At 52.6% G+C, this 25,432-nt stretch carries 20 protein-coding genes and 1 other annotated feature; of the genes, 6 read left to right on the top strand and 14 right to left on the bottom strand.

Features of this window, described 5'->3' with window-relative positions; all coding sequences use genetic code 11:
• Positions 1–18: 18 nt before the first annotated feature.
• From A3848_RS01185 to A3848_RS01150, 7 genes are all read right to left on the bottom strand, one after another.
• Positions 19–1,593 carry a 2-isopropylmalate synthase gene (locus A3848_RS01185; RefSeq protein WP_074083118.1) on the bottom strand — a complete coding sequence of 525 codons (1,575 nt, stop codon included), beginning with the start codon at positions 1,591–1,593 and terminating at the stop codon, positions 19–21.
• Positions 1,594–1,811: 218 nt separating this feature from the next.
• Positions 1,812–2,104: a binding site (T-box leader), on the bottom strand.
• 449 nt (positions 2,105–2,553) lie between these two features.
• Positions 2,554–3,603, bottom strand: coding sequence for a tRNA (adenosine(37)-N6)-threonylcarbamoyltransferase complex transferase subunit TsaD (gene tsaD / locus A3848_RS01175; protein ID WP_074083116.1), 1,050 nt, complete (start codon positions 3,601–3,603; stop codon positions 2,554–2,556).
• Positions 3,600–4,124: a ribosomal protein S18-alanine N-acetyltransferase gene (gene rimI, locus A3848_RS01170; protein ID WP_083607010.1), complete on the bottom strand. Its 525-nt coding sequence runs from the start codon at positions 4,122–4,124 to the stop codon at positions 3,600–3,602. The genes tsaD and rimI overlap by 4 nt, the downstream gene beginning before the upstream one ends.
• Positions 4,124–4,945 carry a tRNA (adenosine(37)-N6)-threonylcarbamoyltransferase complex dimerization subunit type 1 TsaB gene (gene tsaB / locus A3848_RS01165; RefSeq protein WP_074083115.1) on the bottom strand — a complete coding sequence of 274 codons (822 nt, stop codon included), beginning with the start codon at positions 4,943–4,945 and terminating at the stop codon, positions 4,124–4,126. Before tsaB ends, rimI begins: the two co-directional genes overlap by 1 nt.
• Positions 4,942–5,433 carry a tRNA (adenosine(37)-N6)-threonylcarbamoyltransferase complex ATPase subunit type 1 TsaE gene (gene tsaE / locus A3848_RS01160; RefSeq protein WP_074083114.1) on the bottom strand — a complete coding sequence of 164 codons (492 nt, stop codon included), beginning with the start codon at positions 5,431–5,433 and terminating at the stop codon, positions 4,942–4,944. The genes tsaB and tsaE overlap by 4 nt, the downstream gene beginning before the upstream one ends.
• 335 nt (positions 5,434–5,768) lie before the next feature.
• On the bottom strand, positions 5,769–5,954 hold the full coding sequence (locus A3848_RS01155; RefSeq protein ID WP_074083113.1) for an H-type small acid-soluble spore protein: 186 nt from the start codon (positions 5,952–5,954) through the stop codon (positions 5,769–5,771).
• On the bottom strand, positions 5,951–6,148 hold the full coding sequence (locus A3848_RS01150) for a hypothetical protein (protein ID WP_074083112.1): 198 nt from the start codon (positions 6,146–6,148) through the stop codon (positions 5,951–5,953). Before A3848_RS01150 ends, A3848_RS01155 begins: the two co-directional genes overlap by 4 nt.
• A 141-nt stretch (positions 6,149–6,289) precedes the next feature.
• Between A3848_RS01150 and ku the strand changes: the two genes are divergently transcribed.
• Genes ku through ligD form a run of 3 tightly spaced genes read left to right on the top strand, consistent with a single transcriptional unit; the run spans position 6,290 to position 9,139 of the window.
• Positions 6,290–7,264, top strand: coding sequence for a non-homologous end joining protein Ku (ku, locus tag A3848_RS01145; protein WP_074083111.1), 975 nt, complete (start codon positions 6,290–6,292; stop codon positions 7,262–7,264).
• A gap of 3 nt (positions 7,265–7,267) precedes the next feature.
• Entirely contained in the window at positions 7,268–8,215 is a 948-nt protein-coding gene (locus tag A3848_RS01140; protein WP_074083110.1) for an ATP-dependent DNA ligase, read from the top strand.
• 39 nt (positions 8,216–8,254) lie between these two features.
• Positions 8,255–9,139 carry a non-homologous end-joining DNA ligase gene (ligD, locus tag A3848_RS01135; RefSeq protein ID WP_074083109.1) on the top strand — a complete coding sequence of 295 codons (885 nt, stop codon included), beginning with the start codon at positions 8,255–8,257 and terminating at the stop codon, positions 9,137–9,139.
• A gap of 192 nt (positions 9,140–9,331) precedes the next feature.
• Here the strand turns inward: ligD and A3848_RS01130 are convergent, their stop codons facing one another.
• The gene (locus A3848_RS01130) at positions 9,332–10,240 is read right to left on the bottom strand and encodes a YitT family protein (protein ID WP_074083108.1); all 909 of its coding nucleotides are present in this window, start codon (positions 10,238–10,240) and stop codon (positions 9,332–9,334) included.
• 122 nt (positions 10,241–10,362) lie between these two features.
• Positions 10,363–11,793: a cardiolipin synthase gene (gene cls / locus A3848_RS01125; RefSeq protein WP_074083107.1), complete on the bottom strand. Its 1,431-nt coding sequence runs from the start codon at positions 11,791–11,793 to the stop codon at positions 10,363–10,365.
• 236 nt (positions 11,794–12,029) lie between these two features.
• On the opposite strand from cls, the gene A3848_RS01120 reads away from it, so the two are divergent.
• On the top strand, positions 12,030–13,181 hold the full coding sequence (locus A3848_RS01120) for a M23 family metallopeptidase (RefSeq protein ID WP_074083106.1): 1,152 nt from the start codon (positions 12,030–12,032) through the stop codon (positions 13,179–13,181).
• Positions 13,182–13,251: 70 nt separating this feature from the next.
• Positions 13,252–13,692 carry a bactofilin family protein gene (locus A3848_RS01115; RefSeq protein WP_074083105.1) on the top strand — a complete coding sequence of 147 codons (441 nt, stop codon included), beginning with the start codon at positions 13,252–13,254 and terminating at the stop codon, positions 13,690–13,692.
• Between the two features lie 69 nt (positions 13,693–13,761).
• Here the strand turns inward: A3848_RS01115 and A3848_RS01110 are convergent, their stop codons facing one another.
• The 5 genes from A3848_RS01110 to A3848_RS01090 form a co-directional block, all read right to left on the bottom strand.
• A complete protein-coding gene (locus A3848_RS01110) occupies positions 13,762–14,547 on the bottom strand; it encodes an ABC transporter permease (RefSeq protein ID WP_074083104.1) in 786 nt (261 codons plus the stop codon).
• Complete coding sequence (locus A3848_RS01105) at positions 14,540–15,466, bottom strand: ABC transporter ATP-binding protein (RefSeq protein WP_074083330.1); 927 nt, start codon at positions 15,464–15,466, stop codon at positions 14,540–14,542. Before A3848_RS01105 ends, A3848_RS01110 begins: the two co-directional genes overlap by 8 nt.
• Before the next feature lie 336 nt (positions 15,467–15,802).
• Positions 15,803–20,398 carry a glutamate synthase large subunit gene (gltB, locus tag A3848_RS01100; protein ID WP_074083103.1) on the bottom strand — a complete coding sequence of 1,532 codons (4,596 nt, stop codon included), beginning with the start codon at positions 20,396–20,398 and terminating at the stop codon, positions 15,803–15,805.
• A 431-nt stretch (positions 20,399–20,829) separates the two neighbouring features.
• A complete protein-coding gene (locus tag A3848_RS01095) occupies positions 20,830–23,184 on the bottom strand; it encodes a YhgE/Pip domain-containing protein (protein ID WP_074083102.1) in 2,355 nt (784 codons plus the stop codon).
• 177 nt (positions 23,185–23,361) lie between these two features.
• Positions 23,362–23,937, bottom strand: a complete 576-nt coding sequence (locus A3848_RS01090) for a TetR/AcrR family transcriptional regulator (RefSeq protein WP_143186335.1) — start codon at positions 23,935–23,937, stop codon at positions 23,362–23,364.
• 263 nt (positions 23,938–24,200) lie between these two features.
• On the opposite strand from A3848_RS01090, the gene A3848_RS01085 reads away from it, so the two are divergent.
• Entirely contained in the window at positions 24,201–25,397 is a 1,197-nt protein-coding gene (locus tag A3848_RS01085; protein WP_074083100.1) for an MGDG synthase family glycosyltransferase, read from the top strand.
• Positions 25,398–25,432 lie beyond the last annotated feature (35 nt).

Here is a 25,432-nt window from a genome sequence, read left to right as displayed (position 1 = left end):
TCACATGCGTCAGGCAAGCTACTCCGGAATCTGTACCGCTTCTTCCGGAAGCAGCTCCGTCTGCTGTTCGGAGGAGAGCAATGCCGAGTTACAAGCTGCGATATATGCTATCCCCGCCGCCATTACAATATCCTGATGAATAGCCGTTCCCCTAAATGTATTGCCATCCCATTCCACAAGGACCGCCGCCTCGGCTTGTGCGTTCTCCCCGCTGCCGAGGGAATGCAGCTCAAGTCCGGTAAAGTTAATCTCTTCGGCAATCCCCTGCCCAATCGCAGCAATGATGGCTTCCAGCGGCCCGTCGCCGGTGCTGGTATGCGACGTCTCCTCACCGCTTCTCAAATGCCGCACCGTAACAGCGGCTACGCGTCGCGGCGCGCTGCCGGCCAGCACCTGGACCTCGCCCAGCTCATAGACCTGTGCCTGCTGTCCGGTTGTGCTGCTGACCATCCGCAGCAGTTCGTCATCGCTGACAGCCTTTTGGCGGTCAGCCGTCTCCTTGAAGGATTCATACAGGGCGTCCAGCTCCCCGGGACTCAGGGCAATGCCATATTTTGCCGCACGGTCCTTGAGCGCATGCCTGCCGGAGTGCTTACCCAGAATGATCATGCTTCGCGGAATGCCCAGCCGCTCCGGGTCCATAATTTCATAGGTGCTCCGGTCCTTCAGCAGCCCATCCTGGTGAATCCCTGATTCATGCTGGAAGGCATTTCTGCCGACAACCGGTTTGTTGTAAGCAATCGGAAAATGCATCGCCCCGCTGATGATACGTGAGGTGTCATAGAGCTTTTCCAGCACAATTCCGGTTTCCGCACCCAGCACATCTCCCCGGGTCTCCAGCGCCATCACCAGCTCTTCCAGCGCACAGTTTCCGGTGCGCTCGCCCACACCGTTGACCGTTACCTCAATCTGCGTGGCCCCGCCGGCGATAGCGGCCAGACTATTGGCTACAGCAAGCCCCAAATCATTGTGGCAGTGAGCGCTGTAGCTCACGGTATCTCCGCCCCTGGCTCCAAGCCGGACCCGGCGGAACATCTCGCCATATTCCTGCGGCAGCGCGTAGCCTACCGTATCGGGGAGATTGATAATCGTCGCGCCTTCCTCAATAACAGCCTCCACCATTTCGATCAAATCATCGATACCCGTCCGCGCGGCATCCATAGCAGTGAATTCCACCACCTCGCAAAATTGCCTTGCATAAGCTGTCATCTCCCGGGCGGCGGCCACCACTTCAGCCCGGCTCTTGCGCAGCTGATGGCGAAGATGAATATCGGAGGAGGAGATGAACAGATGAATCCGCCGCCGCTCAGCATCCCTTGTCGCCCTGACCGCTGCATCAATGTCTCCTTTGACCGCACGGGCGAAGCCGCAGATTTCTACCCCTTGCACCTTCCGGGAGATCGTCTCCACGGCGGCAAAATCCCCCGGGCTGGATACCGGAAACCCCGGCTCCAGCACGTCCACGCCCAGCTCAGCCAGTTTATAGGCCAGAATAATCTTTTGTTCCGGAGTGAGGCTTGCACCGGGAGCCTGCTCACCGTCACGCAGCGTCGTGTCAAAAATCTGAATTCGTTTCTTTACCGGAATAATCATGGAAAACCTCCTGAAAGTTTTGTGTCCTCACCTAAAGTTTCTTGCAAGAGCCCCACGTCGACTTGCGGCTCTCCTGATATCCCGCCCACTGCTGCCGGCAGCAAGTATAGAGTAGCTGACTGCATATTTATGCGACAGCCTTCACTCTCAATTGCTTTTCCAGAATGGTGCTTTAGCCAGCAACCACCTGAATAACACAAAAAACCCGCCATCTCTATTAAAGAGACGGCGGGTCACCCCTCCGCGGTACCACTCTTTTTGACGCACAGCTTTCTTATGTTAGCAAAGCTTCAAGCTGCGTCCAGCTCTTCCCCACAGGATGCCTGCCAAGCCATAGTGGCTCTCAGCACTCCATGAAGGTCCTGTAACGGGGACATCCGTAGCGGCATATCATCTGCTGTTCCGCCGCTCTGCTCCCGGGCGAGATTCAATGCCTCCGGTGACTGCGTCGCACCAACCCGCAGCTCTCTGTTCACCGTCATCATCTACTACTCCCGTTCATCACATGTACTCTATATACGTTCCGTGCCAACCCACGCAAAAAAACCTGCCGTCTCATTCAAGAGACGACAGGCTGTTCACCTTCGCGGTACCACTCTTGTTGATATCCCGGTTCAGCCAGCGCTTTAGCTGATCCTCACGATATCCACTCTACGCCTTTGCAAGCACACCAGGAGCAATCACTTGTTCCATCCTTGCTGTGCAGGGCGACCCTCTTACGGAGGTAAACCGTAACGGTGTACGAAAGGTCCGGTAAACTTACGCACCGGTTGATGTCCCTATACAAGGAACCTCCTGCTTCCACCGTTCCGCTCCCGGACGAGTTCAGGTCTCCTTCGACTGCGTTGCACCTACCCGCAGCTCTCTAATCCCGGAGGTTCCTTACTGCTTCCATTCATCGCGTTTGTTCAAATTATGAATAATGATTGAACTGATTATACCCGCCAGCTCCAAAAGATGTCAATAGGCTCCTACCGACCATTTTTCCAGCGAGAACCCCGGATCGGCAACCATGTCCAGCGGCGTACTGCCGTCATGCCGCCATTTCACATAAGCCGCAGCACCGATCATAGCTGCATTATCGGTGCAGTACACCGGAGGCGGAATGATCAGCTCGATGCCCTCAGCTCCGCAGCGAGCCGTCAGCGCTTCGCGCAGGCCCTTGTTGGCCGCTACGCCTCCGCTTAGCAGGAGCTGCTGGGCTTGGTTTGCTTTTACAGCACGAACCGCCTTCTCCACAAGTACCTCGACCACTGACTCCTGGAAGCCTCGGGCAATACCGGCCACATCCGGCGTTAGCCCCTTCATCTTGCTCTGATTGACCACATTCAGCACCGCCGACTTCAGGCCGCTGAAGCTGAAATCATAGGAGCCCGGCTCCAGCCAGACACGCGGAAGCGGCACAGCTTCGGTTGCCTCGCGGGCCAAACGGTCCACATGGGGACCCCCGGGATAAGGAAACCCGAGTGCCCGTGCAACTTTGTCATAGGCTTCGCCCACGGCATCGTCGCGGGTACGGCCGATAATCCGGAACTCACCTTCCCGCTGCATGCTGACCAGTTCCGTATGTCCGCCGGATACGACAAGCGTCATGTTCGGATATCGCAGCTCTTTTACCAGCCGGTTGGCATAGATATGCCCGGCAATATGATGCGTGCCGATCAGCGGCTTGCCCCAGGCAAGCGCGAGGCTTTTGGCAGCTACAACACCGACCAGCAACGCCCCTACCAAACCCGGTCCCTGAGTAACCGCAACAGCCGTCAGCTGTTCCGGTTGTACGCCAGCCACCGCCAGCGCTTCCTCTATCACCAGTGTAATAACCTCCACGTGCTTGCGGGATGCCACTTCGGGCACGACGCCGCCGAACGCGCGGTGCGTTTCGATCTGGCTTGAGATGATGTTCGAGAGCACCTCGCTGCCGTCTTTTACCACCGCAACGGAAGTCTCATCGCAGCTGGTCTCAATAGCCAGTATTAGCACAGGCTGGACTTCACCCGTTTGTATCTTCATTTCAGGTCCACGCTTCCTTCCGTCATGCCTTGCTCCCCATACTCCGGCAGATCCGCCCACATGATCAGTGCATCCTCGCGATTATCCGAATAATAACCTTTGCGGGTACCTGCAGGACGGAAGCCCATTTTGCGGTACAAATTCTGGGCAACCTCATTCGAGACCCGGACCTCCAGTGTGATGGACTTCATGCCCAAAAAAGCAGCCGTCTTCATCAGCTCGTCCAGCAGTCTTTCTCCCCATTTACGTCCCCGGTACGCCTCAAGTAAGGCAATATTGGTGACATGCGCTTCGTCGACAATAGCCCACATTCCCGCATAACCAAGAATATGCCCGTTCAGCTCCATGACCATATATTTTGCAAAATGATTATGGGACAGCTCATTGCGGAAGGCTTCCTCCGTCCACGGCATCGTGAAGGCTTCCCGTTCAATAATCAGAACTTCGGGAATATCCTCAAGCTTCATCAGGCGGAACACAAGCTCCGTTCCCTGATCTTTTACCGGCTCCGACTCCATCATTATTGATTCAGGCTCCCTTCACTGCTCCGGCGCAGATTGGCTTCCGCTTCCGAAAGCTGAGTATAATTCGGGATTAGACTGTGCAGATCATCGCTTCCGGCTTGCAGGCGTTCTTCCCCTAAATAACCTGCCCAGCGGCCTTCCAGCTCATAGGGCACAGCCTGTACCCGTCCCAGCTCGCGCAGCAAAAAGGTCGTTTCTTCGCTGCCGTGCAGCTGCGTCTCTCCGACAAACCAAATCACGCGCGGCTTCATGCCTTCTGCCGCCGCCGCCTTCAGTCTGTCGGCCAGGTGCTGCACCCAGTCTGCCATAAGCCGGATAGCATCCGGTTCAAGCCTGCGGGGCGCCCGATCACCGTCCGCAACGAACAGTGCAGTGTAGGCTTGCCCTCGGCGCGCATCCAAGAGAGGAATGATCCAGTCCGGGCCTGTCCCGGACATTGGATTCCCTTCTGCCCCCTCCGGCTGCCCCAAAGCTGCCGCCAAACCGCCCCAAGCCAACGCCTGCAGGCTGGAAATACCGGCTACTGGCACTTTCCAGGCCCAGGCCAGTGTCTTGGCAGTTGTAACAGCGATGCGTGTTCCGGTATAAGAGCCGGGACCCAGGCCCACAGAGACTCCGCCAATCATGGCGGAAGTCGTACCGGTGGCCTGCAGTGCCTGCTCAATGATAGGCAGCAGGTGCACGGAATGGTTCCGTTCCCCGGAAGCATTCGTCTCGTGCAGCAGCTTGCCGTTTTCTGTTATTGCTACTCCGAGTACAGCCGTGGATGTATCCAGCGCCAAAAACCGCTTGCGCGGCTCTTCCATTTGATTCTTCATCTTTCATTACCCCACTTCTGGATCATAGCCCGGCATAATTCACCGTAAGGCTCCCCGCTTCCGGTCACCGTAATCAGCCGTTCCTCCGGCCCGTAAGTTTCCATCGCTATATGGAGATGCTGCGGTGGCATCAAATCCGAAATTATACTGCTCCATTCGACCAGGCTCACACCCTGCCCATAAAAATACTCATCCAGTCCCAGTTCATCCGCTTCCTGAAGCGAAATGCGGTATACATCCATATGATACAGCGGAAGGCGTCCCTGATACTCCTTGATGATCGTAAAAGTGGGGCTGCTGACGATCCCTTCCACGCCCAAATGACGTGCAAAGCTCTGCGAGAACGCCGTCTTCCCTGCACCCAAATCGCCGTCCAGCCCGATTACCGTGCCGGCAGTCACCAAGGCGGCCAGGTCAGTTGCCAGCAAATCTGTATCCGCCAGGCTATATGAACGGTAAGTGAACACCGTTTCAGCATTGTTGTTCAAGCTGCAACTACCACCTCTACGTATTAAAATACTCCAGCTTTCCAAGTAACAATACTTTCAATTATATCGGTATGATACTTCCACCGCAACAGCCGTCCTTCACTCTTTGCCCCAGTTCCCGCCTGCCAGCTCCATCCTCCGGTTAAGTACACACGTTACGGCAAAAAATAGCGCCGAACAAACACCGAGCAATATGGGACGCACCCTAGATCAACTCTTTTCATCATTTTCACAAGTTCAATATAGGGGTTTGGTTCAGCCTCCGTCAATAATAAAAAACCGATTGAACGGGTACTGCCCCCCTCAATCGGTTCATATTTACAATATCTCTGGGCCTAGCTGCCCTGCTCTTCCAAACGCTCCACGCCTACTGTATGCGTATTTGTCGGACGTGAGCCCACCTGCACTGTAGCCATCCCATTATCCGAATCCACATGTTCGATCCAGACCGGCTCTCCGTCCAGATGTACAGAGATCATATCCTCGGAAGCGTAAATTTCCTTTGCCCGCTGTATGTTCATTTTTGGGTCTCCTTAAATAGGTTATCATCCACCGCCGGCAGTTCGCCGATCGTCGCTTCCGCATCCAGCCGGTCGAAATTTTCGTGCAGCTCTTCGTCTTCCCCAGTCTCTACGATACTCTCCCAATCCACGGCTTCAGCCGGGATATCCTGCTCTGACAAAGCATCGATCCATCCGTTTCGTTCCTGATCCATTTCTGCTACCTCCAATTGAACGCAGGGTATCCTTCATGCCTGAGCTTATTTTTTCCCAACCGGCGCAAAAAATGCATCAGGCTAGAAAAAGACCTGCTGCCGCATACTAAGCCAAAGCACTTTGGATCAGGAGGGATCATCATGCATACTGTTTGGAAAGGGGCCATCAGCTTCGGGCTTGTCCATGTTCCGGTCAAAATGTTCTCCGCTACCGAGGACAAAGACATATCACTACGCTACATCCATAAGGAATGCGGCAGTCCGCTGTCCTATGTGCGCAAATGCCCTGTCTGCGACAAGGAAGTGGCTTGGGAGGAAATCGGCAAGGGCTACGAGTATGAGAAGGGGAAATTTGTCCTGTTTGACAAAGAAGAGCTGGATCAGCTGACAGAGGAGAGCAGCAAAAACATTACCATTTTGGATTTTGTGGACTTAACGGAGATCGACCCGATCTATTTTCAAAAAACATATTACCTCTCTCCAGACCAGGCGGGAGCTAACGCATATCGCCTATTGATGGAAGCCATGCGCCAGACCGGCAAGATCGGAATCGCCAAAATTTCCATCCGGTCCAAAAGCAGCCTCGCCGCCATCCGTGTGCTGGCTGATTGCCTGGCAATCGAAACTATATATTATCCCGATGAGGTTCGGCCGGTATCTCAGGTTCCAGGACTGCCGGAGCCCGGTATCGTAAGTGATAAGGAGCTGGATATGGCCAAGCTGCTGATTTCCCAGCTGTCCACCCCGTTTGAGCCGGGCAAATACACGGATGACTACCGCCAGCGGATGCTTGACCTGATTACCCATAAGATTGCCGGCGAGGAATTCCATATTGCTCCGGCCCGCCAGGAGAGCAATGTCATCGATCTGATGGCTGCACTTCAGGCCAGTATCGAGGCGGTACAGCATATTCCAACAGATCCGGGACCATCGCCCGCTGCCGCCAAGACGAAACCGCAAACTGGCGCAGCCGGCAGGAAAAAAACACCCACTGCCAAATCATCCAAAGTCCCAGCCGGTACTGCGGTCGTGAATGAGGCCACCGGTCCGATCCCGGTCATAGCGCCGCCCAAACCCAAACGGCGCACAGCCAAGAGCAAAGAAACCGGTGCTTAACCCATGAAGCTGCAGCCGGTAGTTCCTTTCGAACCTGTACTGGCATCACAACTGCCGGAGGGTGATCAGTGGATTGCGCAGATTAAGTGGGATGGTGTGCGTATGCTCTCCTATTACGATGGGAAAGCCGCTGAACTGATTAACCGGCGTGGCAACCGCCGTACCCTGCAGTACCCTGAAATCGCCGACCCCAGAGCTTACTGCAGGGCTGAATCGGTGATACTGGACGGTGAAGTCATCGCGCTCAGCGGCGGCAAACCGTCCTTTCATGAGGTCATGCGCCGTGACAGCCTGAAGAATGCCGCAGCCATCAAGGCTGTCCGCCCGCAGGTGCCCGTGCTCTATATGATATTTGATATTTTGTACTATGATGGCTTATGGCTTCTGGACCAGCCGCTGTCGAGCCGGCAGCAGACCTTAGGCCAAATCCTGCTTCCCCATCCCCATGTGCAGAACGTGCCCAGCTATACCCGCCCGTCTGAGCTTTTAGCTGCTGCACAGAACGGAAGCCTGGAAGGGATTGTGTGCAAGGACATTAACAGCACCTATGCACCCGGCGGAAAAGACGGTCGATGGCAAAAGCGTAAGATCATCTCCGACGTAACCGCCGTAGCTGGCGGTGTTACGTATAGGGATGGACTTGTGAATGCTCTGCTCTTTGGCCTTTATGACAGCGAAGACAAGCTGCATTATATCGGGCATGCCGGAGCAGGCCGGATGACCGTACAGGATTGGCGCAGCTTAACTGCACAGGTTGAGAAGCTTCGAACTTCAGACATGCCCTTCACCACTGTCCCGCAGCGGAGCAAGGGAGCCGTCTGGATTCAGCCCCAGCTGGTCTTCAAACTGCATTTCCTGGAGTGGAACCACTCGGGAACCCTGCGTCAACCTGTCATCCAAGCCCAATTGGACCTTCCCCCGCTGTCCTGCCGGTTGGAGCAGAAAGGATGACAATGCAAGATATTTCATATTTCCAAAGGAGGATGCCGGATGCCCAAGACTATCCGGGGTTCCATTACCATCGGAGGACAAGAAATCACCATAACGAACCCGGATAAGCTGTTGTGGCCGGAACGCGGCATTACCAAGCGAATTTACCTGGAAAAACTGGCGGCCCTTTCCCCTTATCTGCTGCAATACTGCCGGGACCGTCTCCTAACGGTGATCCGCTATCCGCACGGCGTGCCAGGCATGTCCTTTTATCAGAAGAATGCACCTGAGCCCCTGCCCGACTTTGTCCGTACAGCAACACATGACAACATCACTTATATCCTTCTTCAAGGGCTGCCGGAGCTGCTCTGGCTGGGCAATATGGCCGCCCTGGAGTTTCATCCTTCGCTTCATTACGCGGGAAGTGAGCTGCCCTGCGAATGGATGATTGACCTTGACCCGTCGCTTGAAGTCGAACCACGGATTATGGAAGCGACTGCAGTCGTAGGCGAGGTGCTCCAATCTCTGGGCATTGCCTCCGTCCCGAAGACCTCCGGTGCAACAGGCGTGCAGATTATTGTACCTATCCGCCCCGGAGTCACTTTTGACGGCCTTCGCCGGATCGGCCACTTTGTCGGTCGGTACGTGACGGAGAAACGTCCCGACCTGTTCACCCTGGAGCGGCTGAAGAAGCATCGGGGAGACAAAATTTATTTTGATTACCTTCAACATTATGGCGGCAAAACGCTTGCTGCACCTTATACGCCACGAGCCCGCCCGCTGGCTACCGTATCTACTCCTCTTCTGTGGGAAGAAGTTCGGCGGAATGTCTCGCCTGCTGATTTCCACCTGCAGAACATCGAGGAGCGCCTCAGCCGCATGGGTGATCTGATCGCCAAAGTGCCTGCACAGCCGGTGGAGGCTCTTATTTCCAAGCTCCCATAGTTTCTCCTCTCCAAAAAGCAATAAGCCCGCAAATGCCTTTTCAGGCTGCGGGCTTATCAGACGTCCATCTTACGGACGGAAGGTATTCTATATGAGAATGCGGCGATACTTGATACAGACGCCGAATTGATTACACTGTCGTTCGTAAATATACCTTCCTTCGGTTAGCGCTCCCGTTAATTACGGGCAAAGCTAATGGATTGATTTTTTCTTAAAGCGGCCGCCCTTAACATCATGGATATTGCCAATTGCGACAAAAGCTTCGGTATCCCAATCTTCAACAATAGCTTTAAGCTTCGCTTCTTCCAAGCGGGTAATCACTACAAAAATCACTTTCTTGTTATCTCCGGAGAAGCCGCCTTCCCCTTCCAGATAAGTAACACCACGTCCGAGTCGCTCGGTCAGCGCTTCTCCGATATCACGGAATTTATCGCTGATGATCCATACCGATTTCGATTGATCCAAACCCTCAAGCGTAACATCAATCACCTTAAAAGCAATGTAGTAAGCGATTAAAGAGAACATCGCATTGTTCCAGCCAAACACAAAGCCTGCACCGGATAGAATAAACAGGTTGAAGAACATGACTACTTCACCTACGGAGAATGGAAGCTTCTTCGAGACCAGAATAGCGATGATTTCTGTTCCATCCAGCGATCCTCCATACCGTACCACCAGGCCAACACCTACACCCAGAATAACGCCTCCAAACACTGCGGCAAGCAGCGGTTCACCCGTTAGCGGGGCTACAGGATGCAGCAGTTGAGTGCCAATGGACATCAGAACTACAGCAAACAGAGTGGATAAGGCAAAGGTTTTACCGATTTGCTTATAGCCGATTACAAGGAACGGCAGGTTAAGCAGAGTTAATATAATCCCCAGCGGGATATGGAAAATATGGGATATCATAATGGAAATACCGGTAATTCCGCCGTCAATCAATTGATTGGGAACGAGGAAAATCTCCAATGCCACAGACATCATCGCTGATCCAAGGACGATCATTACGATCCTTTGAACCAATTTGGCCCTCTTAAAGGCTTCTGATTTCTGAGGTTTCTTCTGTTCCCCATTCGTGAATAATTGCTGGCTTACAGTCATAGAACTCCCCCTGTTAAAAGTATAGTTACTTCTTATACCTTCATTATATCATAAAAGAGGGTCCTTTATGGCATAGAAAATGTTAGAACCTTCGAAAACTCAAGTTTCTATCGCTTAAACTGTCATAAAAGCGGTGATAACAGCTGACAAAGGTTTTCTATGCATTTGACAATTCCTCCTCTTCTCCGAAAGATTGCCGGCTCAATAAATTCACTATGCTCCAGATCCTGTTCAAAACCAGCAGCAAGCAGCGTAATCACCTCCGGACTAAGCATGACGGCTGTCAGCTCAAAGTTGGAGTAAAAGCTCCGCATATCCAGATTGGCACTCCCCACCGTCCCCAGGATATCATCGATAATCATAATTTTGGCATGCATGAACCCTTTCTGATACCGGTAGAATTTCACTCCGGCATCCTGCAGGTTTTCCAGGTAGGAGAGAGACGCATTGTACACCAGCCTGTTGTCCGGTTTGTCCGGAATGATGATCCGCACATCCACTCCAGCAAGCACCGCACTCTTGAGCGCCCGGCAGATCGTAGGATCGGGAATAAAATAAGGTGAGGTAATCCATATCCGCTCTTTCGCCGCTGTAATTGATGCGAAATACATCTCCTGTGAGGTATCCAGCGCCCCGTCCGGTCCACTGGCGACAACAAGAACGGCCTTTTCTTCCGCACAATCATGCGCCGGGAAAAAGCGGGGATGGCTCACTCCCTCACCTGCTGCCAGCCTCCAATCTTTCAGGAAAACATACTGCAGGCTGTAGACCGCATCCCCTTCCAGACGAAGATGGGTGTCCCGCCAATATCCCAGCTTGGGATTTCTCCCCAGATAATCATCCCCTACGTTCATGCCACCGGTGAACCCCACACGCCCATCGACAACAACGATTTTCCGGTGATTCCGGAAATTGAACCTGCGCTCCAGCAGGGAGTTTAATGGCGGCAGGAAGAAGTGAACCTCCACTCCGGCATTTCTCAGCCTTCCAATGAAGCCGCTGCCTAGCTTATGGCTGCCGAGTCCATCACAAAGCAGGCGGACCCTCACCCCCTGGCGCGCTTTGCGGATCATGACCTCCTGAAACTGCTTCCCGGTCTCATCATCACGAAAAATATAGAATTCCATATGGATATGCTCCCGCGCTGCTTCCATAGCTTCAAGCATAGAGTCGTAAGCTTCCTGTCCGTCAGCCAGTACTTGGCACTTGTTCCGGCCGGTGACCGGAATCTCTGACAGCCGGGAGAGCAGGAACAACAGTCCTTTATAGTCTGAGAAATGCGGATTCCCACTCTCTTCCGCATGTTTCACAAGCTTGACTATACCGGACACATGAGCACGGATCTCCCGAAATAACGAAATACACCTCTTCTCGAGCTTGCGATTCTGCCAATAATCCCGGCCAAAAAAATAATAGAACAACAGCCCGAGCGGCGGGCAGCAGAAGGTAACGAGCAACCAGGCCAACGCTCTTTGCGGGCGGCGGAATTCGAGCAGCAGGATTACAGCAATCTGCAGAATAAAAAGACATAGAATAAACGCCAATATTACCAATCTGTCACCCTCTTGAATGTTTTATAGTGAGTCCATTCTCATTCCAGCTGTCGCTGGCACCCGGCAATTTTGTACCTTCTGTTACCTTCATTCTCCCTCTTTGTTCCAGCAAACCGTTGTCATGTTCCCCACGGACATGGAATACATAGAGTAGTAGGACGATTCGGATGAGCCCTTAGAAATTAGGACTTCAGTGAATACAAGGCGGCTGCACGAGCCGCAGGAAAGGAGAAGCTATGAAGAATCAGCCCGATCATAACCGGATCACGCTGCTTGTTGTCCGTGAAGCCGGACGTCCGGTAAGGCAGCTTCAGCTATCCAAGCCACTCGCTCTTGCGCTGCCGGCCGCTGCCGCCCTTTCTCTGTCCAGTCTGGTCACTTCCATGCATTTTCATGCCTCCCGCTCCATTTCCGAGCTGGAAGCAGAAGCCGCGGCACTGTCCCTGACCAATCTTCGTATGGAAATGAAGGTTGCCGATAAAGATCAGGCCTTGCTGCAGCTTCGCAGTCAGGTTACTGAACTATCGGAGGAAGCAGACAGTATCAAAGACAAACTGAAAAGCGTAAGCGAGCTGGAGCAGCAGCTGCAGTCTCTGATTGACAAGGGAAGCAGTCCGGCTGCCAGCGGCAAGGGGGAATCCTCCTCCGCCAAAACATCCAGTACTGTAGATCCCTCTGCACCTGCAGCGGGTACAGAATTATCTCCTCCGGCAGAAACGCATTATTCTGGCGGGGCTTCTTTTACCGCTGTATCAGCTGCTGCCGCATCGCCGGACGGCACATTCACGCCACAGGTGGGCGGGGAATATATCGCTGTCTACGCGAACGATCCCCTGAAGCTGGTGCGGGAAACGAAGGATGACTATGAGGAAATCCGCAGCATGCTGGATGAAATGATGAGCAGGATCCCTGTGACGATTACAGAAGCCCAAAAGGCAAATACCGCTAAAGCTACTCTCCAGGCCAAAAAGGCTATTGCTGAAAAATCCAGGCTGGCACCTGCCGTCATCTGGCCTACGCAGTCCAAGGTCATTACTTCCAGCTTCGGTTACCGTTCCGACCCTTTCAACGGGACTTCAGCCTATCATTCCGGCATCGATATAGCAGGCAGTATCGGCGATCCCGTATATGCTGCCATGGATGGCGTGGTCACCACCGCCGAGCAAATGGGCGCACGAGGCAAATATATTATTATCAAACATGACAATGGGCTGGAGTCCTGGTACATGCATTTGAATGGAATGCTGGTCTCCCCGGGCACCAGGGTAAGCAAAGGCCAGAAGATCGGCTTGCTAGGCAATACCGGACGCAGCACGGGACCCCATCTTCATTTCCAGGTGGTCAAACAAAACAAACCGGTCAATCCTTTGGGTTATGTACAGCCTTAAGCAGGAAGAAAGTTAAGTACGACGTTATTCAGTGGAGTAATCCTAAATAAACACTCAGGAGGATGAACGCATGTGGAATAAAAACAAACAGCACACGCCGGTGAAATCCACCGACTCGCTGATCGGGCACGGGGGTATGCTGGAGGGCAAAGTCACTTGCGACACTAATTTACGGATTGAGGGCAACTTCAGCGGAGAAATCCACTGCCGGGGCACTGTCACCGTCGGTGAACAGGGAACCGTCCGTTCCACCATCAAAGCACAGGACATCATCATTGCGGGCAAGGTTTACGGCGATGTGGTTGCCGATCAGAGGCTAATGATGACGGGTACCGGACAGCTGCATGGGAATATTCTGGCTGGCACCTTAAGCATCATGGAGGGCAGCTTGCTGAATGGCTCCGTTACCATGGCCGAAGAGCCCGCCACAGAAAAAGCGGGCGGACTTCAGAAAAACGGTCATACGGACAAAGCCGGCAAACGCGGCTCCAAACAAGCAGAAACGGCTTAGCCGTCCCTATGAAATATTAATTCTTATTGTACAGAACAACCTTGAATCGGGCTGGTGCAGCAGCCCGATTTATGCAGCAACATCTCTTTTACGGAACACAATCCAGGACACCAGCATGAATAGAAGATAATAGACGGCTAGTACCGCGATGGCAAATCCCAACGTGACTCCACCCGGGCCTTTATCTGATAACAGATAACCATGCAGATCCATATGGGTGAAGATCAGATATTTAGCCCACTCATAACGCTCAGGGCTAAAGATGGCCACAAAAATATCCTTGGCAAACATAATGAACAGCGATAACCCGATCGCCAGTCCGCTTGCACGGAAGACACTGGACACCATAAAAGCCAGAGCAGCGGTCAGGAATAGCTCAGCATAGCTGCACAGAATGCCCAGGAATGTATATTCTGCTGGACTCCATGCCGACATAGAGGCTCCTCCAAGCCCGGAGGAAGAGGAGAAGATAAGCGCAGACACATATCCAAATACGATCAGTACACCCGTGCTCAGCAAGCTGAACAGGATTAGGGAGATGTACTTGGAGAGCAGTATTTTGGATCGGCTCCATGGGCGGATCAGCAGCAGCTTAATGGTCCCCCAGGAAAATTCGCCCGCAACGGAGTCGGAGGCGATCACAACTGTAAAAATCGTATTGAGGAAAAAAGCGATACTCACCGTCATTTGAAAGCTGTTCCACAGCTCTGTCGTGGAGGTATCACTGCTGGTAAAGTAGAACAGCGCCGGAAACAGCGCGCTCATCACAGCCAGAATAATGAGCATGATCCATGTACGTATACGACTGTAGATTTTAACGTTCTCATTATGTATGAGAGCCGCGAAATTACCCAATGCCTTCACCTCCGGTGATTTCCAGGAATTGATCCTCAAGTGAACGGGCCAGCACTTTAATGCCGTATACCTTGATCCCGCCTGTGACCAGCTTCGCATTCAATTCAGCGATAGCTTCACGGTCCGCTGCCACGGCAATTCCACCATCCTTCAGTACCCCGGTCCCCAGCAAGGTCAATGCCGCTTCAGGATCACTAACCTCAAACAGCGTCTCACCGACGGGCAGAACCTCCGTGCCTACAGCCTTAAGCTGTTTCACGTCAATCAGCTTGCCATTCTGGATAATTGCCACTGTATCGCACATCAGCTCCATCTCAGACAGCAAATGGCTGGAGACAAATACCGTTGTACCTTCCTCCTGGCATAATCGGCGCAGATAGTCGCGCAGCTCGCGAATTCCCTGTGGATCAAGCCCGTTCGTCGGCTCATCCAGGATCAGCAGCTTGGGACGGTGAAGCAGCGCCTGGGCTACACCCAGCCGCTGGCGCATTCCCAGTGAATAGGTCTTCACCTTGTCGTGTATCCTCTGTCCCAACCCTACCAGCTCTACAACCTCTTGGATCCGCTTCTTGTCCACACCTGGCACCATCCGCGCATATTGGCGCAGATTCTGGTATCCGCTGAGGAATTTGTACATCTCAGGGTTCTCCACGATCGCCCCAATATTCGCAACCGCTTCTTCAAAATGATCCTTGATGCTGCGGCCGCAAATCAGGATATCTCCGCGGCTGATCGAGATCAGTCCGACCATCATACGAATGGTAGTTGTTTTACCGGCACCATTCGGCCCGAGAAATCCGAAGATTTGTCCGGGCGGGATATCGAGCGTCAAGTCGCTAACCAACGTCTTGTTGCCCATTTTTTTGGTTACACCCATTAAACTGGCTACGGGCTTCACCACTTCTGCCGTGTTCGGCATGGTCTCACTTCCTTTCGTCGGTGTATATAAAATGAGCTTGAGTTTCCAATTGAGGTGCATGCGGCTGAAATCCGTGAACTGATAATGCTTCCGAAGCGAGCTTTCCTTTGGAAAGCTTTTAGGCGGTCGCATTCGCTCCTCCAGTTCCAATCTTCCCACCGTTACTTTCACCTTCATTTTTTCACAATTCATTTTATATGGGTTTTATTCTACCACAACTTCCCTTTTTCCTGAAAAGCGGAAAAAAATGCAGCAATAGTAAAAGGGACAACCTCCCTCCGGTTAAGGAGGGGATGTTGTCCCTTGGTTTATCTTTTATTCGAGAGTGGTTAGCATTTAGCCGCCAACACGGGCAAGCTCACGCATATTCGCTTCAAATGCAGCCATCAGGGCAGCTTCGCCGGTCAGACCGGTCTGTTCCACCTTGCGGATCTGCTCCATCATCCGCTTATAGTCCTTCGGAATGACACGGGCAAATTTCGGCAGGGCCTCATCCCATGTATCCAGGATGCGTTGTCCGGCATTACTGCCTGTAAGCTCGGTATGGCGGTTAATCAGACCTTGCAGTTCAGCAATTTCTTCAGGCTCCTCCACACGCTCCAAGAGAACCATCTCAATGTTGCAGCGTTTGACGAACGTATTGTCCGGATCATACACGTAGGCGATACCGCCCGACATACCTGCCGCAAAGTTGCGACCCGTTGCACCAAGCACAACCACACGGCCGCCGGTCATGTATTCACAGCCATGGTCGCCCACGCCTTCCACAACGACATTCGCACCGGAGTTGCGGACAGCGAACCGTTCGCCGGCAATCCCGCTGATATAAGCTTCACCGCCGGTAGCACCGTACAGGGCCGTATTCCCGATGATGATATTATCTTCGGCAGCGAAGGTCGCCTTAGAGGACGGCTTAATGATCAGCTTGCCGCCGGAAAGTCCTTTGCCCACATAGTCATTGGAATCCCCTTCAACCGTGATCGTGATTCCCTTCGGTACGAATGCCCCCAGACTCTGTCCCGCCGAACCGGTGAAATGCAGGCGGATCGTATCATCCGGAAGACCTGCTGCTCCATATTTACGGGTCAGTTCACTGCCCAGGATGGTTCCTACCGCACGGTTGACGTTCGTGATCGGAAGTGAAGCTTCAACCACAGTACCGGATTCCAGTGCCGGTGCAGCAAGATCGAGCAGCTTGGAAACATCCAATGTTTCTTCCAAGCCATGGTTCTGGGTCTGACTGCGGTAGCGAGTGCTTCCTTCCGGCATAGCCGGAATGTGCAGCAGGCTACTCAAATCCACGCCTTTCTTCTTCCAGTGACTCGAAGCTTTGACGGCATCCAGGCAGTCCGTGCGTCCAACCATTTCCTGAATGGTGCGGAAACCAAGCTCCGCCATGATCTCACGCAGATCCTGTGCCACAAAGGTCATAAAGTTCACTACATGCTGCGGATCACCGGTAAAGTTCTTACGCAGCTCCGGATTCTGGGTAGCTACACCTACCGGACAGGTATCCATCTGGCATACCCGCATCATAATACAGCCTACAGCTACAAGCGGTGCAGTGGCAAATCCGTACTCCTCAGCACCGAGCAGCACAGCGACTGCCAGGTCACGGCCGCTAAGCATTTTGCCGTCCGTTTCCAGTACAACACGGTCGCGCAGATTGTTCAGCATCAAGGTCTGATGGGTCTCAGCCAGGCCAAGCTCCCAAGGGAGACCGGCATGACGGATGGAGTTCATCGGCGATGCGCCGGTACCCCCATCGTAGCCGCTGATCAGGATAATATCGGCACGGCCTTTGGCTACCCCGGCAGCGATGGTTCCCACACCGACTTCAGACACGAGCTTCACGTTAATATTGGCACGGGGATTGGCATTTTTGAGATCGTAGATCAATTCTGCCAGATCCTCAATAGAGTAAATATCATGATGCGGTGGCGGTGAGATCAGCCCTACACCTGCTGTGGAGCCGCGCACTTCTGCGACCCAAGGATATACCTTGCGGCCCGGAAGCTGCCCGCCTTCACCAGGCTTGGCCCCCTGCGCCATCTTGATCTGAATTTCATCAGCATTGACCAGGTAATTCGAGGTAACCCCGAATCGACCCGATGCCACCTGCTTGATCGCACTGCGGCGGGAATCGCCATTGCTGTCCGGAGTAAACCGGGCCGGATCTTCTCCGCCTTCACCGGTATTGCTCTTGCCGCCGATGCGGTTCATTGCAATCGCCAGTGTCTCATGTGCTTCCTTGCTGATCGAGCCAAAGGACATGGCACCGGTCTTGAAGCGTTTCATGATGGATTCTGCAGACTCTACCTCATCCAGTGGTACTGGTGAATTCGCAGGCTTGAACTGCAGCATGGAACGGAGCGTCTGATGCTTCTCGCTCTCTCCTTGCACAAGTGCCGCATACTTCTTGTACAGCCCGTAATCGCCGCTACGCACGGAGTGCTGGAGAAGATGAATGGTCTGCGGATTGAACAAATGCTCTTCCCCGTCACTGCGCCATTGGTATTCACCGCCGGAATCGAGCACCTTGTCACTGCCATCCTTGTCAGTAAAGGCGCGGTTATGAGAGACAAGCGCCTCTGCTGCCACTTCTTCCAGGCCAATGCCTCCGATACGGGAAGGTGTCCAGGTGAAGTAACGGTCCACGAATTCCGAATTCAGGCCAACAGCTTCAAAAATCTGCGCGCCCCGGTAGGATTGAATCGTCGAGATGCCCATTTTAGACAATATTTTCACTACGCTCTTCGTCGCAGCTTTAATATAATTCTTCACAGCCTTCTCATGTGAAATGCCGCGCAGCAGGCCCTGGCCGATCATGTCATCCAGACTCTCGAAAGCGAGGTAAGGGTTGACCGCACTCACCCCATAGCCGAGCAGCAGCGCATAATGATGCACTTCACGCGGTTCGCCGGATTCCAGCAAAATGCTGACCTTGGTACGGGTTCCCGAGCGGATCAGATGGTGATGCAGGCTGGAAACGGCAAGCAGTGCCGGAATAGCCGCATTCTCACGGTCTACGCCACGGTCAGACAGAATCAGAATGTTATGGCCTTTGGCCATAACTCGGTCAGCCGCTTCATTCATCCGCTCTAGCGCGATACGCAGCCCTTCCGCACCCAGCTCAGCCGGGAACAGAATCGGAATCGACATCGACTTGAACCCTGCGCGGCGGACATGGCGGATCTTCGCAAAATCCTCATTGGACAGGATTGGTGAATCCAGTGAAATCTGCCGGCAGCTCTCGGGTTCCGGCTTAAGCAGGTTGCGTTCAGGTCCGATAGTTGTCGCTGTCGAGGTCACCAGCTCTTCACGGATCGCATCGATCGGCGGATTGGTTACCTGGGCGAACATTTGTTTAAAATAGTTATAGAGACGCTGCGGACGGTCCGACAGTACCGCCAATGGGGCATCATAGCCCATCGAGCCTACAGCTTCGGCACCGGTGGAAGCCATCGGCTCCAGCACCTTGCGCAGATCTTCAAAGGTATATCCGAAGGACTGCTGCAGCTGCTGCACATTGTCATGCTTCGGATTCGGCAGCTCTGGAGCATCAGGAAGCTCGTCAAGGCCAATCAGATGCTCATCCAGCCACTGGCGGTAAGGCTGCTCAGAAGCAATCTCGGCTTTGACTTCTTCGTCGGAAATGATCCGGCCCTGCTTCGTATCCACCAGCAGCATGCGTCCTGGTCTTAACCGGTCTTTGTATAGTACATCCTCTGCAGGAATATCAAGCACTCCGGCTTCCGAGGACAAAATAATCAGATCGTCTTTGGTTACATAATAACGTGAAGGGCGAAGGCCGTTTCGGTCAAGAATCGCACCGATCTGTACACCGTCGGTGAAGCCCATTGCAGCGGGTCCGTCCCATGGCTCCATCAGTGTGCTGTGATATTCATAGAATGCCTTCTTCTCCTCGTCCATGCTGTCATGGTTGCCCCAAGGCTCAGGAACCATCATCATGGCCACATGCGGCAATGAACGTCCGCTGAGGTACAGGAACTCGAAGGTGTTGTCGAACATAGCCGTATCGGAGCCGTCAGGGTTCACGACAGGCTTGATCTTGCTCAGGTCTTCCCCGAATACTTCACTCTTGAACAGCGATTGGCGCGCGTGCATCCAGTTCACATTGCCGCGCAAGGTATTGATCTCACCGTTGTGGATCATGAAACGGTAAGGGTGGGCACGTTCCCAGCTTGGGAATGTGTTGGTGCTGAACCGGGAATGCACAAGGGCAATCGCCGATTCCAGCGCTTCATTCTGCAGATCCAGATAGAACTGGCCTACCTGCGCTGTGGTCAGCATGCCTTTGTATACGATCTTTCGGCAGGACATGCTTGGCACATAAAAAGATTCGCCTTCTTCTGCTCCGCCATAGCGGATCGATAGTTCGGCACGTTTGCGGATGACGTACAGCTTGCGCTCAAATGCCAGATCATCCTTGATTCCTTCGGAGCGGCCGATGAATACCTGGCGCACATAAGGCTTAGCCGCCTTGGCTGTCTTGCCCAGCATTTCGTCAAAAGTAGGTACATCGCGGTAGCCGAGCACCTGCTGGCCTTCCTCGGTGATAATCTCGCTAAGGAGCGCTTCGTGGCGGGCCCGGATCTCCTCGTTGTGAGACAAAAAGATCATGCCTACACCGTAATGCCCCTGCTCAGGCAGTTCAAATCCAAGCTTGCTGGCTTCACCGGTAAAGAAACGGTGCGGAATCTGCAGCATAATGCCGGCTCCGTCACCTGAGTTTGGTTCTGCTCCCTGGCCTCCCCGATGCTCCATATTGAAGAGCATGGTCAAAGCGTTACTTACAATATCATGGGATGGCTTGCCTTTGATATGGGCGACAAACCCCATTCCGCAGGCATCCTTTTCGAACTGGGGATCGTACAGGCCTTGTTTGACGGGCAGTTCAGTGTGTCTCATTGTATGCAACCTTTCTATTATAAAGTAGACGGATTTCAGGAAAAATTTTCAGTGGGAATTCTTAATAAATATTCAAGACAGATTGGTTATATTATTTTATCATCGACCTGACATGAGCGCAATTTAAACTTTTTTATGAGCTTGATTAACAATTGCTTTTGCGTCACAGCTTTAGTGAATTGAAGCGTAAAAAATCTTTGTTATGCATAAATATGCATGAATAACGAATAAGCTCTTATTCAATGAAAGCGTTTCATCCATTTTCCTGACACAATCATGGTATTTTTTGGACTGTTTTTCATTCCTGAAATAAGTAGAAACAGCTTCGCCGCCCTTTGCGTGAAACCTATAAATTCTTTGTTTAGGAAAAAACAAAGAACGCCCCGGCAAGGAGCGTCCTTTGTGTGTTTACTCAATGAATTATTTTTCAATTACAAGCTTAATGCTTGTTCTTTCTGCACAGCCATTTCACTATCACGGTCACGGGTCATGAAGTAAGTGAAGGTGCAAACCAGGAATACTACTCCGTAAACGGCCAGCATTCCGGCATCGCTCCACATAGTACCAAAATTACCGGTGGAAATTACTGCCTTGAACCCTCTTACACTATAAGTCATAGGCAGCAACGGGTTGAAGAATTTCATCCAGTCCGGAATCAGCTCAAGCGGGAAGGTTCCTGCACTTGTTGTCAATTGGAATATCAGCAGAACGATAACCACGAACCGTCCTGGTTGATCCATCCAGGTAACAATAGCTTGAATCATCCACATGAAGGCGATACTGGTAATGAAGGTAAAGGCATAGAACAACGGTACATTCTGTACATCCAGGCCAAGTCCGTAGAGAACAATAAGGATTGCCATCAGGGACTGGAACACGCTCATCATTGAGAAAGTAAGGGTGCGGCTGATGAAACGGTTGAACCGGCTGGCACCAATCACCTCGGAATCACGCATTGGAATTACAATGGTGCAGATGAGTGCGCCTACGAACAAACCAAGCGACAGGAAGTACGGTGCAAACCCTGTACCATAGTTTTGTACTGTAGTAAATTCTTTCTCTTCAATCTCTACCGGCTGGGCGAACATCGATACAAGTGCATCGGTTTTCTTCACGGTGCTGGTCTGAGAAGCGGCATCACCGAGCTTCACTGCCAGCTCACCGGAGCCGGCCTTCAGGTCATCCAGTCCGTTCTTAAGCTGTCCGGCTCCATCGCTTAGCTTCTTCGAGCCGTCTGCTACAGAGCTTAGGCCGCTGCTAAGCTGACCGGCTCCATCGAGCAGTTTAGCCGTTCCGGCTTCCAGCGCTTTGCCGCCGTTAGCAAGCTTCGCACCGCCTGCTGCTGCTTCGTTCAGCTTCGCACCGAACTGCTTCATGCCTGCGGCAAGCTTGGTGCCGCCGGTTTCAAGCGCTCCGGCTCCAGCCAGGAGCTGCTTCTGTCCGTCCAGCAGCTGTGAGCTGCCGGCATTCAGCTGCTGTGCCCCGTCATGCAGCTGGGTCACTCCGGCATCCAACTGCTGCGAACCGGTATGCAGCTGGTTCGCTCCCTGCACCAGCTGCTCCTGGCCGCTGTGCAGCGCAGTTGCGCCATCAAGGAGCTGTTGCTGGCTCTGATCCAGCTGTGCGGTGCCTTGAGCGACTGCGGTGCTGGCTGCGAGCAGCTTCTGCACATCCGGGCTTGCCGCCAGCTGCGGATTGGATTTGGCCAGTTGCGACAGGCCATCTGCGACCGCTTTGGCTCCCGCGCTTACCTTCGCGCTGCCGTCCTTCGAAGCTTTAAGTCCTTCTTCCAGCTTCGCACTGCCGTCTACGGAAGAAGTCAGGCCCGCTTCCAGCTTCGCGCTTCCATCCACAACAGACTTTGTACCGGCTTGCAGCTGAGTGGTTCCGTCTACAGCCGATTTTGTACCAGCTTGCAATGCAGCTGCTCCGGCAGACGCTTTCTGCAATCCGGCATTGAGCTGTTTGCTGCCGTCCGCTGTCTGTGCTACACCATCCTGCAGCTGTTTATGGGCTGCAGACAACTGCTGAAGTCCGCCTGCAAGTGTACTGCTACCGGTCTGCAGTGCAGCAGCTCCGGTATTCAGATCTGCCACACCCTTTGTAAGAGGCGCTGCTCCATCCAAGAGTTTACCCGTACCTTCGGTCAGCACAAGCAGGTTATCCTTCAGCTTGAGCGCACCGTCGTCCAGCTTGGTCGCGCCGTCGGCAATCTTGGTGGCGCCGTCTCCCGCTTCACCAAGACCGCTGGCGATGTCTGTGATTTTATCAAAAACAGAGGTCGTATAAGCTTCCGTAATTTTAGCAGATACTTTTGTCTTGATATCTTTCACGGCTGTGCCGCCGATTTGACCTGCCAAGAAATTATAGCCTTCGTTTGGCTCGTAGATAATTTTGGCCTGCTTTGGACTATCATCCAGCAATGTAGTCGCATTCGCGGAGAAATCTTCCGGAACGACGATAGTCATATAGTAGGTTTCGTCTTTCATGCCGGCGTCCGCCTGCGCCCGGGTGACAAAGTTCCATTTGAACCCGTCCGTTTTCTTGAGCTCCTCTACCAGGTCATTCCCGGCAGTAAGCTTCGTTCCCTCATAGTCGGCACCTTTATCTTCATTGACAACAGCGACGGGCAGCTCATTCATTTTGCCGTACGGGTCCCAGAATGCCTTGAGGAACAATCCGCTGTATAGTACCGGAATGAACAGGACGACAAACATGGGAATCAGCACCTTGGGGTTCTTGAACACTGCGCCCAGGTCCTTGGCAAATACGGATAAAGATTTCATTCTGGTTCTCTCCTTCTGATCATATGCTCTCTTTAAAATCCTATTACTATCTAAAAAAGGTGAATCTCTTGAAAACTTGCAGTAACACTAGATGACTGATTTCCCCATTCGGTCACTCAAGGGCAAATAAAAACTCCTACCGGAGTCGTCTGAGACTGTCCATTCTCATGTATGAAGCTACTCTGCCAACCCTTCTGCCAAAAAGAGATGAAAATAATTTTTAATCTGCTCCTTGGTCAAAGGCTCATGCACCCTGTTCAGTTCGGCCGTAAGCACAATATACAGTCTGAACATTACCAGCGATACAATCTTGGGGTCACAAGGCTTCACTTCCCCTTGATCCATCGCATGCTCTACTTCCCGCTGCAAATATTCGAGAACGACATTCTCAAGCTTGTCGAGACCTTCGTTGGCCTGGGGGGTGCCGAAATCACGGCTTTCCTGGGACAACTTGATAAACAGCTCATGTTCACTGCGAAATTCGAGCAGAGCATCGAGAACACGGTGCAGATTTTCAAAAAATGACCGTTCCCGTCTGATCTCCCGTTCGGCGATGACCTTCATATCCATCATCACTTCACGCAGTATCTCATCAAATAACTGTTCCTTGTTCGTAAAAAAGGTGTAGATGGTTCCTTTGCCGACATTTGCGATCTTCGCGACCTGATCCATTGTGGTCGCCTTGTAGCCGAATAATGAAAAAGACTTGGTTGCGGCCTGGAGCACCTGTTGCCTTCGATCTACCACAGCCACCTGCGCACACTTCCTTTCTTCATGAAATAGGCCTGTCATACGATATGACTGTTTTACTATTTCGGTCAATCGGTCAATACCCACTTTATCACGTTGCTTCTTTGTTTGCAATACTTGGGTGAAATCTTTATTTTTTTTATTTTTGCAGTGTTTTAACTTTCTATTTACGTCTTATTTGTATAATGTGAGAAAAGAAGCAATATCCCTAGTATAATAGAAGAGAAGATTAATCCTACCTATGAAGGAAAGTAGCAGGTGAACTTATGCGAAAGAAAAGAGTACTGCTGTTTTCGGAAGGCTTCGGTACGGGCCATACAGGGGCAGCCTATGCTCTGGCCGAAGGAATAAAGCGTCTTAGCCCGGATGTACAGTGCCGGGTCATTGAGCTTGGCAAATTCCTCAACCCAACGGTCGCTCCCTGGATTCTTTCAGCTTACCGCAAAACAGTCAGCAGCCAGCCGAAGCTGGTCGGCATGATGTACAAAACCCAATATCATAAATCTCTGAACCGGTTGACCAAGCTGGCGCTTCACCGGATTTTTTATACACATGCCTCACAGGTCATCGAACAGCTTAAGCCCGATCTGATTATTTGTACGCATCCCATTCCGGCTGCTGTCATTTCCCGCTTGAAGCGGCAGGGGCTGGATGTGCCAATGTATACACTGATTACGGATTATGATGCACATGGAAGCTGGATCAATGAAGAAGCAAACCGGTACCTGGTGTCCACTTCCCGGGTCAAGTCGATACTTACCGGCCGGGGGGTCTCGCCGGACAAGGTTACCGTCACAGGCATGCCTTTACACCCTAAGTTCTGGGAGAGATCGAACAAAAAGCTGTTACGGAAGGAACTGGGACTTGCTGATATCCCTACCGTACTGATTATGGGAGGCGGCTGGGGGCTCATGTTCGGAAAAGAAGTCATGAAATCACTCACCGCCCGGACGAATGATATCCAACTGGTGTTTTGTATGGGCAGCAACGACAGGCTTGTAGCCAAAATGAGGGCCAATCCTCTGCTGAACCATCCCAATGTGAAAATTTTGGGATACAGCAGCGAGATCAATAAGCTGATGGACGCCTCCGATCTCCTGATTACGAAGCCCGGAGGGATGACCTGTACGGAAGGCCAGGCCAAAGGCATTCCGATGCTTTTTTACAGCGCCATTCCCGGCCAGGAAGAAAAGAACTGCCAATACTTCGTGGAATTGGGCCTTGCCGAGGAGCTCGATTCAGATGTGGTGGACAAATGGTTCTCACTGCTGATGCGTGAATATGCCGGCCTAGAAGAGCTGCGCAGACGGCGGGTCGCCCCGGATCGCCAGCAGCCGAGCCACTGCGCTGCCGCCGTCCTGCAGATGCTGGGCAAACCTGCAGCCGGAACATCTGCGGAGCTCCGGGGGGCACGGGTTGCTGCTCCAGCACGAAATGAAGAAGCCGTGTACGTTACTCCTTAAGCAAGACGATGGCCGATGGAAGAGGATAGGACTCA

Origin of the sequence: Paenibacillus sp. P32E (genome assembly GCF_001909085.1) — a bacterium.
GTDB classification, from domain to species: domain Bacteria; phylum Bacillota; class Bacilli; order Paenibacillales; family Paenibacillaceae; genus Paenibacillus_AQ; species Paenibacillus_AQ helianthi.
The sequence above is the reverse complement of the archived record's forward strand: the minus strand, read 5'-3'. Positions and strand labels throughout refer to the sequence as shown.